The 14614-nt window shown below is 74.0% G+C and carries 10 protein-coding genes; 7 read left to right on the forward strand and 3 right to left on the reverse strand.

Translation table 11 applies throughout. The annotated features are described in order from the left end of the window. Window positions 1–43 precede the first annotated feature (43 nt). A complete protein-coding gene (locus OHA86_RS32535) occupies window positions 44–1438 on the reverse strand; it encodes a hypothetical protein (RefSeq protein ID WP_329181122.1) in 1395 nt (464 codons plus the stop codon). A gap of 245 nt (window positions 1439–1683) precedes the next feature. Here OHA86_RS32535 and OHA86_RS32540 point away from each other — a divergent pair, with 245 nt between their 5' ends. The 6 genes from OHA86_RS32540 to OHA86_RS32565 all read left to right on the forward strand — a co-directional run bounded on the left by OHA86_RS32540 (window position 1684) and on the right by OHA86_RS32565 (window position 11162). After that, complete coding sequence (locus OHA86_RS32540) at window positions 1684–2640, forward strand: hypothetical protein (RefSeq protein WP_329181124.1); 957 nt, start codon at window positions 1684–1686, stop codon at window positions 2638–2640. Window positions 2641–2650: 10 nt separating this feature from the next. Next, complete coding sequence (locus tag OHA86_RS32545; RefSeq protein ID WP_443071928.1) at window positions 2651–4213, forward strand: APC family permease; 1563 nt, start codon at window positions 2651–2653, stop codon at window positions 4211–4213. Between the two features lie 85 nt (window positions 4214–4298). After that, complete coding sequence (locus tag OHA86_RS32550; protein ID WP_329181128.1) at window positions 4299–6266, forward strand: primary-amine oxidase; 1968 nt, start codon at window positions 4299–4301, stop codon at window positions 6264–6266. Window positions 6267–6463: 197 nt separating this feature from the next. Beyond that, the gene (locus tag OHA86_RS32555) at window positions 6464–7654 is read left to right on the forward strand and encodes a CaiB/BaiF CoA transferase family protein (protein ID WP_329181130.1); all 1191 of its coding nucleotides are present in this window, start codon (window positions 6464–6466) and stop codon (window positions 7652–7654) included. A 53-nt stretch (window positions 7655–7707) separates the two neighbouring features. Beyond that, entirely contained in the window at window positions 7708–8922 is a 1215-nt protein-coding gene (locus tag OHA86_RS32560; RefSeq protein ID WP_329181132.1) for an acetyl-CoA C-acetyltransferase, read from the forward strand. Between the two features lie 41 nt (window positions 8923–8963). Then, entirely contained in the window at window positions 8964–11162 is a 2199-nt protein-coding gene (locus OHA86_RS32565) for a 3-hydroxyacyl-CoA dehydrogenase NAD-binding domain-containing protein (RefSeq protein ID WP_329181134.1), read from the forward strand. Between the two features lie 42 nt (window positions 11163–11204). Here OHA86_RS32565 and OHA86_RS32570 read toward each other — a convergent pair whose 3' ends face one another. Further along, window positions 11205–11921, reverse strand: coding sequence for a MerR family transcriptional regulator (locus OHA86_RS32570; RefSeq protein WP_329181136.1), 717 nt, complete (start codon window positions 11919–11921; stop codon window positions 11205–11207). 83 nt (window positions 11922–12004) lie between these two features. Between OHA86_RS32570 and OHA86_RS32575 the strand changes: the two genes are divergently transcribed. Next, window positions 12005–13420 carry a M1 family metallopeptidase gene (locus OHA86_RS32575; RefSeq protein WP_329181138.1) on the forward strand — a complete coding sequence of 472 codons (1416 nt, stop codon included), beginning with the start codon at window positions 12005–12007 and terminating at the stop codon, window positions 13418–13420. A gap of 23 nt (window positions 13421–13443) precedes the next feature. Here the strand turns inward: OHA86_RS32575 and OHA86_RS32580 are convergent, their stop codons facing one another. Continuing rightward, the gene (locus OHA86_RS32580; RefSeq protein ID WP_329181140.1) at window positions 13444–14496 is read right to left on the reverse strand and encodes an acyl-CoA desaturase; all 1053 of its coding nucleotides are present in this window, start codon (window positions 14494–14496) and stop codon (window positions 13444–13446) included. Window positions 14497–14614: the final 118 nt, after the last annotated feature.

Here is a 14614-nt window from a genome sequence, read left to right on the forward strand (position 1 = left end):
TCACGACGTTACGGAGCCGGCCGTACGGGGGAATCGGTCATCGTTAGGTCATGACTGTCCTGCTCTGCCGCCCGTCCTCGTCCAGGCATCCCTTGAGCGTGTCGAGCGCCGCCGCCAGCCGCGGTGAGCCGCAGTGCCGGGACAGCCGGGCGGCCTCCCGGCCCAGCTCCATGGCGCGGTCCCGGTCGCCGGTACGCGCGTGCGCCTCGGCGGCGCGGGCCGCGTAGAGGCTGCGGTCGCGGACGAAGGACGGCTCCAGCCGCTCCAGCGCCCGGTCCAGCAGCGGCGCCGCCTCGGCCGCCCGGCCGAGCGCGAGCAGGCACAGGCCGTGCTGCGCGGTGAGTTCGGCCGTGCCCAGCCAGTACAGCCACGGCGGCCCCGGGTCCGTGCCCGCCGCGTCCAGCTGCCGTTCCGCCTCGGCCTCGGCCCGCAGGCAGGCGCCCTCGGCGCCGGCCGCCGCGTGCGCCCTGGCCAGCCGGCTCGCGGCCAGCGCACGGACCGAGGGAGGACCGCCGCCCGCCGCCCGTACCGCCGCCTCCGCGGCGGCCACCGCGTCCTGCGGGCGGTCCGCGATCACCGACTGGAGCGCGAGAGCGCCCCACAGGGCGACGGCCAGCGGCCGGTCGCCCGCGCTGTGCGCGAGCCGAAGGCCCGTCAGGCAGTGCCGCTGGGCGGCCCCGTGGCGGCCGCAGTCGGTGGCGGCCCAGCCGCCGAGCTGGGCCAGGTCCGCGGCCACCCGCAGCAGCCGCCGTTCCGCCCCGCGTCCGCCGCGCCCGGGCAGCCCGCGCCGCAGCAGCCCGTTGACCAGCCGCAGATCGGCCTCCACCCGGTGCCGTACGGCCGCGCCGCCGAGCCGGTCGTCCAGCTGCCGCAGCCCGGTGACCCCGGCCTCCAGCCAGTCGAGCGCGGACCCGTCGACCACGGAGTGCTCCGCCGCGGCTGCGGCCTGGACCGGCGGGTGCTCGGCGGCTGCGGTGCCGCGGTGCCTGGCGTCCTCCGCGCCCGCCGCGTCCCAGTCGGCGATCGCGTCGAGCAGCGCCGGCTCGTCGGCGATCGGGACGCCGCACGGGCCGGCCGGCGTGTCGTCGAGGACCGAGGCCAGCGCGGTCAGGCTGCCCTCGGTGGTCCAGGGCAGCCCGTCGGGCATCCCGCCGTGCGCGGGCAGCCAGCGCGGCCACGGGCGGGCGTCGACCTCACGCGCCGGTATGCCGAGCGCGCGGGCCAGCGCCCGCTGGCTGTCGGCCTCGGGGACGACGCCCCAGTGCTCCCAGCGCCACACCTTCTCGCGCCGGGCCGCCATCGGCACCCCGAGCGCCCGCGCGTGCTCGGCGATCACCCGGGCGACGTCCTGGTAGCTCCAGCCGTGCCTGCGCCGGACGTAGGCCAGCGGATGCGTCGAGGCGGCGGAGCCCTCGCGTGCCACGTTTGTGCCGTCCATTCACCCGGTCCCTGCCGCGCCGCCCAACGGCGACTCCACGTCGTAGCGAATCGCCTATTCGAATACCAGCCCGAACCTCTTCCGCGCAGCGGAACGCGCGAACCCCCGGGTTCCCGATTCCAAACCGACGCCACCCTACGGGACTACAGCAAGACAACAGGACCGGACTTGTACCGGACGGCCGCCTACCGCTTGGCTGTTGGCGATCACATGACGTAACGCGCGCCGTGGAGGGCTGCCCGCGGATGACCCCACCGCCGCCACCCTTCCGCTTTTCGCGTGGCAAGGACAACGTGGCTTTCGACACCGCTCTCGGCGACGAGGAGCTGGTCGCCGTTCGTGCCGCCCTGCAACAGGGCCGCTGGACGGAGGTCCGCGCGCTGCTCGCGCGTACCGGAGACGACTGGGACCTGCGCGGCCACCGGCTGGTCGTGCTCGGCGAAGGCCGGTCCGCCGCCGCATGGGCCGAGGAATGGCGGCTCGCGGAGCCGGAGAGCGCGGACGCCGCCGCCCTGTGCGCGACCGCCGCGGTCTTCCGCGCCGTGGCCGGCCGGCAGAGCGCGGAATCGGCCCGGGACGCCTGCCTGCGGGCGGCCCGTATGACCCCGGCCGACCCCTCGCCGTGGCTCGGCCTGCTCATCCTGGCCCGCCGCACCGGCACCGACGACGAGCAGGTCCGCGCCTTCGACCAGGTACGCGGCCGGCACCGCGGCCACCACCACGGGCACTACCTGATGACCCGCTGCCTGGCGGAGCGTCAGAAGACCGACGGCGACGACCCCTTCCACGAGGTGTACGAGTTCGCCGAGTGGGCCGCGGACGAGGCGGGGCAGGGCTCACCGCTCGGTGTGCTGCCGCTGGTCGCCCTCGTCGAGCGCTACCACGTGCTGGCCGCGGCGGGCGCGCTGCCCGCCGACCCGACCGGGCTGCCGTTCTGGACCAGCTCGCGGGCCAGGGCGAATCTGCGCAGCGCCTTCGACTGGTGGCTGGAGTGGGACGGCGGCAACCACCCGCGGCTGCTGCTCGACCTCAACCATCTGGCCTTCGTGCACGCCCACGCGGGCGACACGGTGGCCGCCGCCGCGCTGTTCAACCGGATCGGCCCCCACGCGACCCGCGTCCCCTGGTCGTACTACGACCGCGACCCGAAGAAGGCCTTCCGCGCCGCGCGCAATGTCGCGCTCGGCTTCGGTCCCGCCTAGCACCCGCCCTATGGGCAACCACCCCCCCCACGGAAGGAACAGAGCCATGCTGACGGGCAGTACGACCGGCATCAGCACGTTCAAGGGAGAGCAGCGCGCGCTGCGCGCGGACCGGATCGGCGCGCCGGCCCTGCTGCTCTCGGTACTCGCGGCCACCGCACCGCTGATGGTGGTGGCAGGCGTCATCCCCACCACCTTCGCCACCATGGGCATCGTCGGGGTGCCGCTGCTGTTCGTCATCGTCGGCGCCGTGCTCATCCTGTTCAGCTTCGGCTACGCCGAGATGAGCCGGCACGTGCACAACGCCGGTGCGCTGTACGCCTACATAGCCCGCGGGCTCGGCGGTACGGCCGGCGCCGGCGCCTCGTACGTGGCGCTGTTCGCCTACAGCATCATGCAGATCGGCACCTACGGCATCTTCGGCTTCGAGATCTCCAGCCAGATCGCCCAGCACTGGCACCACGACGTCGCCTGGTGGATTCCGGCGCTCGGCGGGGTCGCGATCACCGCGGCCTTCGGCGCGCTGAAGATCGACCTCAATGCCAGGACCCTCGGTGTGCTGCTGCTCATCGAGACCCTGCTGACCCTGGTGTTCGACATCAGCTTCCTCAGCGACCCGGGCCCGCAGGGCGTCTCGGTGCACGCCTTCGACCCCGGCACGCTCAGCGGCGCGGGCCTGGGCACCGCGCTGTGCTTCACCATCGCCGGCTTCGTCGGCTTCGAGCAGGCACCGGTCTACGCCGAGGAGACCAGCGACCCGCAGCGGGTGGTGTCCAAGGTGATGTTCCTGGCCATCGGCTTCGCCACCGTCTTCTTCGCCCTGAGCGCGTGGGCGATCACGGTCGGCACCGGCCCCTCGGGCGTCGTCGCCGGAGCGCAGAAGGAGGGCCCCAACCTGATCTTCGCGCTCAATCAGGACCGGCTCGGCACCGCCTTCACCGACACCCTCAACGTCTTCTTCATCACCGGCATCTTCGCCTCGATGCTGAGCTTCCACAATGTGGTGGCGCGCTACGCCTTCGCCATGGGCCGCGACGGACTGCTGCCCTCGGCGGTCGGCCGCACCTCGAAGTCCAGCGGCGCCCCGGCCGTCGGCTCCTTCCTGCAGACCGCGGTCTCGCTGGTGGTGGTCGTCGCCTTCGCCGTCACCGACGACCGGCCGGTCGGCGACCCGACGGCGCCGGTGCTGCGGCTGTTCACCTGGGCGGGCAACGTCGGCGCGCTCGGCGTGGTGCTGCTGATGGCCACCGCGGCCGTCGCGGTGATCACCTTCTTCGTCAAGCGCGGCGCCGCCCGCGTCCAGGGCTGGCGGCTGCTCACCTCCGGCGTCGCCGCCGTCGCGCTCGGGGGGATCTTCGTGTACTCGGTGAAGGACTTCTCCGTGCTGCTCGGCGCCGACCCGGGCCACGGGCTGCGCTGGATCCTGCCCGGCATCATCGCGCTGGCCGCGGCGATCGGTCTGGTCTGCGGCCTGGTGCTGCGGAGCCGGCGGCCCGAGGTGCACGCCAGGATCGGGCAGGGCAACGAGGCCTTCCAGTTGGAGAAGGCAGCCGCGGCCGAGGCCACCGCCTGACCCGTACGGTGAAGGACCGGGCCTGGGCACCGGCCCACGTCCAGGCACCGGCCCCGCCAGCCCGTCCCCGTCGTCAGGACCCCCCATGACCTGCTGCTCAACGGACTCCGAGACCGCACCCGCCGCGGCCCCCCACCCGCTGGACCCGCTGACCGCGGCCGAGATCGGCGCCGCCCGCGCCGCGCTGGAGGCGGAGGGCAGGGTCACCGGGGCCACCCGCTTCCCGCTGGTGCTGCCGGACGAGCCCGACCGGCACGCGGTGCTCGCGCACCGCCCCGGCGACCCGGTCAGCCGCCGGGTGCGGGTCACCCTGCTGGACTCCGGCACCGGCCGGGCGGCCGAGGCGCTGGTGGACGTCAGCGACACCACCGCGGGGGTGCTGCTGTCCTACCGCGACCTCGACCCGGCGGCCGACGGCCAGCCGCCGCTGCTGTTCGAGGAGTACGGGACCTGCGACGAGATCGTCAAGGCCGACCCCGGCTGGCGCGAGGCGATGGCCGAACGCGGCATCACCGATCTCTCGCTGGTCATCGCGGCCCCGCTGGCCGCGGGCAACTTCGGCATCGCCTCGGAGGTCGGCCGGCGGATGCTGCGCTCGCTGACCTTCGTGCGCTGCACGGCGGGCGACAATCCGTTCGCCCACCCGGTCGGCGGTCTGGTCGCCGAGGTCGACCTCACCGCCCGCCGGGTGGTCCGGCTGATCGACACCGGCGCCGTCCCCGTCCCGGCCGAATGCGGGCGCTACGAGGCCGGCTTCACCGGGCCGGCCCGCACCGACCTGCGGCCGTTGGAGATCACCCAGCCGGACGGGCCGTCCTTCGCGCTCGAAGGGCCGGTGCTGCGCTGGCAGAACTGGCGGCTGCGGCTGGACTTCAACGCCCGCGAGGGCCTGGTGCTGCACCAGGTCACCCACCGCGACGGCGACCGCGACCGGCCGGTGCTGCACCGCGCCTCGATCGCCGAGATGGCCGTGCCCTACGCCGAGCCCGACCCGGCCCGCAACTGGGTCTGCTACCTGGACGCCGGCGAGTACCTGCTCGGCCGGAACGCCAACGCCCTGCGCCTGGGCTGCGACTGCCTGGGCGAGATCACCTACGTCGACGCGGTGCTCGCCGACGACCTCGGCCACCCCGAGACCCTGCACAACGCGATCTGCGTCCACGAGGAGGACACCGGCCTGCTCTGGAAGCACACCAACGTCTTCGACGACTTCGCGGTGGACTCCCGCCGGGCGCGCCGCCTGGTGATCTCCTGCATCGCCACCCTCGGCAACTACGACTACGGCTTCTACTGGTATCTCCACCAGGACGGCACGATCGCCTTCGAGGCCAAGGCCACCGGCCTGCTGCAGACCTCCGCCGCGCGGCCGGGCGCCGGGTCGCCGCACGCCACCGAGATCGCCCCCGGCCTGCTGGCCCCCTTCCACCAGCACCTCTTCTGCGCCCGGCTGGACGTGACCGTGGACGGCCCCGGCAACACGGTCGAGGAGGTGGACGTGGTCCGGCTGCCGACCGGCGCCGGCAATCCGAACGGGAACGCCTTCACCACCCGGACCACCCCGGTCGCCGACAGCGGCCAGGCCGGGCGGGTGGCCGACCCGTCGGTGGGCAGGCGCTGGCGGATCGTCAACCCCGGCGCGCACAACCGGATGGGCGCACCGGTCGCCTACACCCTGGTGCCGGACAGCGGCCCGCTGCTGCTCGCGCAGCCGGGCTCGCCGGTCGCCGAGCGGGTCGCGTACGCCACCAAGCACCTGTGGGTGACCCGCTACCGGCCCGAGCGGCACTACCCGGACGGCGACTACCCCAACCAGCACGCGGGCGGCGCGGGCGTCACGGCCTGGTCGGAGCCCGGCGAGGCGCTGGAGGACACCGATCTGACGGTGTGGCACTCCTTCGGCCCCACCCATCTGCCACGCCTGGAGGACTGGCCGGTGATGCCGGTCGACGTCTGCGGTTTCAGCCTGCGGCCGACCGGCTTCTTCGACCGCAATCCGGCGCTCGACCTGCCGAAGGAGACCGGCGACGGATCCGGCGGCCATTGCCACGTCTGAACGGCGGCACGGGGCTGCGCCGGGCGGAGGGCGCGTCAGGTGGAGCGTGTTTGTGGCGCAGGCCGCGTCAGGCGCAGGCGCCATCAGGCGGAGGGCGCGGCAATGGGCGGAGGACGGCGCAATGAGCGGCGGCACCGGCTAAGCGACCGCTCAGCCTGGCCTTGCGAAAACTGGAACACGTTTCTAACATCGCGAGTGTGACATCACCACTGTCAAACCGGCCGCCGCAGGCCCCGGCCCCGGCCGCACCCGGCCCGCTGGCCGGTGTCCGGGTGGTCGAACTGGCCGGAATGGGCCCGGGCCCCTTCGCGGCGATGCTGCTCGCGGACCTCGGCGCGGACGTCGTGTGCGTCCACCGCCCCGGCGGCCCGGGCCTGGCCATCGATCCGGCCGCAGACCTCGCCAACCGCAACAAGCGGTCGGTGCTGGTCGATCTCAAGGCGCCCGAAGGCCCCGGGGCCGTGCTCGACCTGGCCGAGCGCGCCGACATCCTCATCGAGGGCTACCGCCCGGGCGTCGCAGAACGCCTCGGCGTCGGCCCGCGGGAGTGCCTGGCACGCAATCCGCGGCTGGTCTACGGCCGGATGACCGGCTGGGGCCAGGACGGCCCGCTGGCCGCGAGCGCCGGGCACGACATCGGCTACATCGCGATCACCGGAGTGCTGGGCCTGGCGGGACCGGCGGACGGGGCCCCCACCGCCCCCGCCAACCTGCTCGGCGACTACGCGGGCGGCTCGCTCTACCTGGTCACCGGAGTGCTCGCCGCCCTGCACCACGCCCGCGCGCACGGCACGGGCCAGGTCGTGGACGCCGCCATCGTGGACGGCGCCGCCCATCTGAGCACGATGCTGCACGGCATGCTCGCCGCCGGCGCCTGGCAGGACCGGCGCGAGAGCAACCTCCTCGACGGCGGCGCCCCCTTCTACGGCGTCTACTCCACCGCCGACGGCGGCCACATGGCCGTCGGCGCCCTGGAGCAGCGCTTCTACGACACCTTCGCGGCGATCCTCGGCCTGACCGCGGACGAGGCCGCGCTGCGCGACGACCCCGCCCGCTGGCCGGAGCTGCGCACCGCCGTCGCCGCCCGCTTCCGCGGCCGGACCCGCGAGGAGTGGACCGCGGTCTTCGCCGGGACCGACGCCTGCACCGCGCCCGTACTGTCGCTGACCGAGGCGCCGCGGCACCCGCACCTGGCCGCCCGCGGCACTTTCACCGAGGTGTACGGCACGACCCAGCCGGCCCCCGCACCCCGCTTCTCGGTGACGCCCACCGCGCTGCGCCGCCCGCCCGCGCCGCCCGGCGAGCACACTGCGGAAGTGGCCCGCGACTGGGACACCCCCGCCCTGACCCGCACGCACGACCCGGCCGGCCCGGCGGCCGGCACCTGACGCCCGCGCTCCGCCGCCCGCTCCCGCCCGCCCCCGTACAGAAAGGCACGACGTTGAGCTCCGACGCCTACGTCTACGACGCCGTCCGCACCCCGCGAGGGCGCGGAAAGGCCAACGGATCCCTGCACGGCACCAAGCCGATCGACCTGGTCGTCGGCCTCATCCACGAACTGCGCGACCGCTACCCGGACCTCGACCCGGCCGCGATCGACGACATCGTGCTCGGCGTGGTCAGCCCGATCGGCGACCAGGGCTCCGACATCGCCCGCATCGCGGCGGTCGCCGCGGGGCTGCCCGACACGGTGGCCGGCGTCCAGGAGAACCGCTTCTGCGCCTCGGGCCTCGAAGCGGTGAACATGGCGGCGGCCAAGGTGCGTTCCGGCTGGGAGGACCTGGTGCTGGCCGGCGGCGTCGAGTCGATGTCCCGGGTCGCGATGGGCAGCGACGGCGGCGCCTGGGCGATGGACCCGATGACCAACCTGGAGACCGGCTTCGCGCCCCAGGGCATCGGCGCCGACCTGATCGCCACCCTCGGCGGCTTCTCGCGCCACGACGTGGACAGCTATGCCTCGCTGTCGCAGGAACGCGCCGCGGAGGCCTGGAAGGACGGCCGCTTCGCCCGTTCCGTGGTGCCCGTGCGGGACCGCAACGGGCTCGTCGTGCTCGACCACGACGAGCACATGCGCCCCGGCACCACCCCCGAGTCGCTGGCCGCGCTCAAGCCGTCCTTCGCCGACATCGGCGACCTCGGCGGCTTCGACGCGGTCGTGCTGCAGAAGTACCACTGGGTGGAGAAGATCGACCACGTCCACCACGCGGGGAATTCCTCCGGCATCGTGGACGGCGCGGCCCTGGTGGCGATCGGCAGCCGGGAGATCGGCGAGCGCTACGGCCTGACGCCGCGGGCCCGTATCGTCTCCGCGGCCGTCTCCGGCTCCGAGCCGACCATCATGCTCACCGGACCCGCCCCCGCCAGCCGCAAGGCGCTCGCCAAGGCCGGCCTGACCATCGACGACATCGACCTGATCGAGATGAACGAGGCCTTCGCCGCCGTCGTCCTGCGCTTCGCCGCGGACATGGGCGTCGGCCTGGACAAGGTCAACGTCAACGGCGGCGCCATCGCCCTGGGCCACCCGCTCGGCGCCACCGGCGCGATGCTGCTCGGCACGCTCATCGACGAGCTGGAGCGCCGCGACCTGCGCTACGGGCTCGCCACCCTCTGCGTCGGCGGCGGAATGGGTGTCGCCACCGTCATCGAACGCCTCTGACCCGTCCCCGCCCCGACCCGCCGCTACGGAGCCAACCCGACATGAGCGAGCCCACCATCATCCGCTGGGAGCAGGACGCGGACGGCGTCGTCACCCTCGTCCTCGACGACCCGGCGCATTCGGCCAACACCATCAACGCCGCCTTCGTCGACGCCTTCGCCGCCGCCGTCGACCGGCTGGAAGCCGGTATCGACGACATCCGCGGTGTCGTGGTCACGTCCGCCAAGAAGACCTTCGTCGCCGGCGGCGACCTGCGCTACCTGATCCGCGCCACCCCCGGTGACGCCGAGGAGGTCTTCGCCGGCGGCATGCGCATGAAGCGCGCGCTGCGCCGCCTGGAAACCCTCGGCAAGCCCGTCGTGGCCGCCATCAACGGTGCCGCACTCGGCGGCGGCTACGAGATCGCGCTGGCCTGCCACCACCGCGTCGCCCTCGACACGCCGGGTACGAAGATCGGCCTGCCCGAGGTCACCCTCGGCCTGCTGCCCGGCGGCGGCGGCGTGGTCAGGACCGTACGGCTGCTCGGCATCGCCGACGCCCTGCTCAAGGTGCTGCTGCAGGGCACGCAGTATTCCGCGCCGCGCGCCCTGGCCGCGGGCCTGATCCACGAGGTCGCCGCGGACCGCGGCGCCCTGCTCGCCGCCGCCCGCGCCTTCATCGACGCCAATCCGCAGGCCCGCCAGCCCTGGGACACCCCCGGCCACAAGATTCCCGGCGGCACCCCCAAGAGCCCCGCCTTCGCCGCCAACCTGCCGGCCTTCCCCGCCAACCTGCGCAAGCAGCTGGCCGGTGCCCCCTACCCGGCGCCGCGCAACATCCTGGCGGCCGCCGTCGAGGGCGCCCAGGTCGACATCGACACCGCCTCGGTGATTGAGGCCCGCTACTTCACCGAGCTGGCCTGCGGCCCGACCTCGAAGAACATGATCCAGGCGTTCTTCTTCGACCTCCAGGCCGTCAACTCCGGCGCGGGCCGCCCCGCGGGCGTACCCGCCCGCAAGGTCACCCGGGTCGCCGTGCTCGGCGCCGGCATGATGGGCGCCGGCATCGCCTACTCCTGCGCCCGGGCCGGTATCGACGTCGTGCTCAAGGACGTCACCCTGGACGCGGCCGAGCGCGGCAAGGCGTATTCCGCGGGCCTGCTGGACAAGGCGCTCGCCAAGGGGCGCACCACCGCCGGGAAGCGGGACGCGCTGCTGGCCAGGATCACCGCCACCGCCGAGCCCGCCGACCTGGCCGGCTGCGACGCCGTCATCGAGGCGGTCTTCGAGGACGCCGCGCTCAAGCACAAGGTCTTCCAGGAGATCGAGCACATTGTGGCGCCCGACGCCTTGCTGTGCTCCAACACCTCCACCCTGCCCATCTCGCAGCTCGCCGAAGGCGTGGGCCGCGGCGCGGACTTCGTCGGCCTGCACTTCTTCTCTCCGGTCGACCGGATGCCGCTGGTGGAGATCATCAAGGGCGAGCGGACCGGCGACGAGGCGCTGGCCCGCGCCTTCGACCTGGTCCGGCAGATCCGCAAGACACCGATCGTGGTGAACGACTCGCGCGGCTTCTTCACCTCCCGGGTGATCGGCCACTTCATCAACGAGGGCGTCGCGATGATCGGCGAGGGCATCCCCGCCGCGACCGTCGAGCAGGCCGCGGCGCAGGCCGGCTACCCGGCCAAGGTGCTGTCGCTGGTGGACGAGCTGACCCTGACCCTGATGGCCAGGATCCGCCGTGAGACGCGCAGCGCGGTCGAGGCGGCGGGCGGCGTCTGGCAGGAGCACCCGGCGGAGGCCGTCGTCGACCGCATGGTCGACGAGTTCGGCCGCCCGGGCCGCAGCGGGGGAGCCGGCTTCTACGACTACGCCGACGGCCGCAGGACCGGGCTGTGGCCGGGCCTCGCCGAGCACTTCGGGCGGCCGGACACCGAGGCCGCCGCCACCGGCGTCCCGTTCGCCGACCTCCAGGAGCGGATGCTGTTCGCCGAATCGCTCGACACCGTCCGGCTGCTGGAGGAGGGCGTGCTCACCTCGGTCGCCGACGCCAACATCGGCTCGGTGCTGGGCATCGGCTTCCCCGCCTGGACCGGCGGCGTCCTGCAGTACATCAACGGCTACCCGGGCGGCGTCGCCGGCTTCACCGCCAGGGCGCGCGAACTGGCCGCCGCCTACGGCGAGCGCTTCACCCCGCCCGAGCTGCTGGTGGCCACGGCGGAGCGCGGCGGGACCTTCACCGACCGCAGGAAGGCCGGCTGACACCGGCGGCCGGAGAGCCGGTGCCCGCCGCCGACGGTCCCGTCAGGACTGTTCCGCCGCGGGCGCCGGCCAGGCCCACAGCTGCTCGTTCAGCGACCGCTGGAAGGCCGTCACCAGCGCCTGCACCACCAGCGGCTGCATCTGCGCCGACAGCGACCGCATCGCGGCGTCCGGCTCGGTCTCCGGCGCCGGCTCCCACACCGACTCGCGGAAGATCCGGCTGATCGCCCCCGCCGCCGCCTGAGCGTGCTTCTGCATCGCCTCCCTGGCCGCCACGATGGCCTCCAGCGGGATCGGCATGTCCAGCAGCCGCACCCCCAGGTGCAGGATGCCGGGGTCGACCACGAAGACGTCCGGGTCCGCGGTCCGCTCCAGCACGTTCATCGCCGCCAGCCGCTCCACATCGGCGTCGTCCAGCGGCCGGCCGGCCCGCTGCTCCAGCTGCTCCCTGCCGAGCCGCGCGCTGCCCTCGGGCAGCCAGGACGCCACCAGCGCCCGGTGGATCGCCAGGTCGTGCGCGCTGATCCCCTCGGGCAGCTGCGCCAGATAGCGCTCGATGGCCGCGAGCGTGAGTCCGTGCTGCTGCAACTCCTCGATCAGCGCCAGCCGCGACAGGTGCTCCGCGCCGTACCGCCCCACCCGGCGCGGTCCGATGTCGGGCGGCGGCAGCAGGCCGCGGGCGCCGTAGAAGCGGACGGTGCGTACGGTCACCCCGGCGCGGGCGGCCAGCTCGTCGATGGTCAGGGCGGTCTGCGGCACCGCCCCAGTATTGCCGCGCCACCGGCGCCGTGAAAGACGCCACCGCCGCCCGCCACCCCTTTCCACCTCGTACGCTGGCCCGCGTGCCCCTTCGCCGATCCGCCCAGCGCGCCGCCTCCCGGCTGCTCCCCGCGTGCCTCGCGGGCTGCCTGCTGGCCTGCTCGGGCGGAAGCGGCACGGCCCCCGCCGGGACCTCGGGCCTGGGCGACCGGCTCTTCCCCGCCGCGGGCAACGGCGGCTACGACGTCACGCACTACGGCCTCGACCTGTCCTACGACCCGGGCTCCGGGCGGCTGGCCGGCACCGCGGTGATCACCGCCACCGCGACCCAGGACCTCAGCGGCTTCGACCTCGACCTCGCCGGCCTCACCGTCGCCCGGGTCGGCGTCGACGGGCGGGCGGCCCGCGCCACCCGCTCCGGCACCGAGCTGACCGTGCGGCCGGCCCGTACATTGCGCCGGGGCGCGCGCTTCGAGACCACGGTGGCCTACGCCGGTGTGCCCCGGCTGCTCACCGACCCGGACGGGTCGCACGAGGGCTGGTTCCGCACCGACGACGGCGCCCTGGCGCTCGGCGAGCCCGTCGGCTCGATGGCGTGGTTCCCCGGCAACGACCACCCCTCGGACAAGGCGGCCTTCGACGTCACCATGTCGGTGCCCACGGGCCTGAGCGTGGTGTCCAACGGCGAGCCGGCCGGCACCCGTACCGCCGCGGGCCGTACGTCCTTCCACTGGCGCAGCACCGCGCCCATGGCGACGTATCTGGCCACCGTGGGCATCGGCCACTACACCGTCACCCGCTCCCGCACCCCCGGCGGCATCGCGCTCTACACCGCCGTCGACCCGCGCTCGGACGACCGGCAGACCGCCGCCGCGCTGAGCCGCCTGCCGGAGATCCTGGACTGGGAGGCCGGCCTTTTCGGCCCCTTTCCCTTCGGCTCGGCGGGCGCCGTCGTGGACCACCTGCCGTCCGGCCAGGTCGGCTACGCGCTGGAGACCCAGAACCGGCCGGTCTTCCCCGGCGACGGCAGCGGGCCCGCCGTCGCCGTACCGACACTGGTGCACGAACTGTCCCACCAGTGGTTCGGGGACTCCGTCACCCCGAGCAGCTGGCAGGACATGTGGCTCAACGAGGGGTTCGCGACCTACGCGACCTGGCTGTGGCAGGATCACGACGGCGGCGTCCCGGTCTCCCGCAGCGCCGCCACCGCCTTCGCCGACCCCGGCACCTGGGCCTTCCCGCCCGCCGCGCCGCCCACGGCCGCCGACGTCTCCGCACCGCCCGTCTACAACCGCGGCGCGCTGGTCCTCCACGAACTGCACCGGGCGCTCGGCGACACCGCCTTCGCGACGCTGCTGCGCGGCTGGCCCGCCGCCCATCTCCACGGCAATGCCTCCACCGCCGAATTCACCGCCTATTGCGCCGGGCTGACCACCCGTGACCTCAAGCCGCTGTTCGCGACCTGGCTCTACGGGACCGCCAAGCCCGCCCGGCTGTGACGGTGCGCCAGGTCCCGCGGCGCTCAGCGCAACGGCGCCCCGACCGCGTGCATATGGCCCAGCGCCTGCGCATAGGAGTCGAACAGCCCGGTCTCGGTGTACCTGACGCCGATCCGCGCGCAATGGGCGCGCACCAGCGGACGCGCCAGCGGCAGATTCGGGCGCGGCAGGCTCGGGAAGAGGTGATGCTCGATCTGGTAGTTCAGACCGCCCAGGAAGAAGTCGACCACCGGATTGCCACGCACATTGCGCGACGTCAGCACCTGGCGCCGCAGGTGCCCCCAGCGCGCGCCCTCCTCCGGCATCTCCATGCCCTTGTGGTTCGGCGCGAAGGCGCAGCCCAGGTGCAGGCCGAACAGCGCGTGGTGCAGCGCGGCGAAGGCGATGGCCTGCGGCAGCGGCAGCGCGATCAGCAGCAGCGCGGCATAGCCCGCCAGATGCGCCACCAGCAGCGAGCCCTCGATCAGCCGCCCCTTGCGGTCCAGCCGGCGCAGGTCCTGGAAGCTGGCCACCTTCAGCGCCAGCCCTTCCAGCAGCAGCATCGGGAAGAACAGCCGTGCCTGATGACGGGTCAGGAAGCGCGCGAAGCCCCGCCTTTCGACGGCCTGCGCCCGGGTCCACACCAGCGCGCCCACCTCCACATCGGGGTCTTTGCCGACATGGTTGGGGTTCGCGTGGTGCCGGTTGTGCTTGTCCGCCCACCAGCCCGCGCCCATGCCCAGCAGCAGATTGCCGTGGAAGAGGGCGATGACCCGGTTCGTCCTGCGGCCCGCCGCTATCTGCTGGTGCCCGGCGTCGTGCCCGACGAAGCCGCTGCGCGCCGACAGGACCGCGGCGGGCACCGTCAGGGCCAGCACCCACCACGACCCGGTGCCGCCGACCAGCACCACGGCCGCCCACACCGCGGCGAGTGCCAGCAGATTCACCGCGATCGACATCACGTAGTGCCCCCGGCGCCGCCGCAGCAGCCCGGCTTCCCGCACCGCGCACAGCAGCGGGGTGAATTCGCTTGTCCCGCTCGACCCGCTGTCCGGGGCCTTCTCGGGAGGGTCGACGGTACTCAGGACGGTCGCCATGGGCGCTCCTCGGTGACGGGCGGTGTCCGGCAATGACGGCCCGGCCGGGCCGTACTGCGACGCTACGAACCACCGCCCGCCGCGGACCATGGCGCCATCACCCGGTTTCCCGGGGTGC

It is taken from the genome of Streptomyces sp. NBC_01477 (assembly GCF_036227245.1).
Taxonomy (GTDB): Bacteria; Actinomycetota; Actinomycetes; order Streptomycetales; family Streptomycetaceae; genus Actinacidiphila.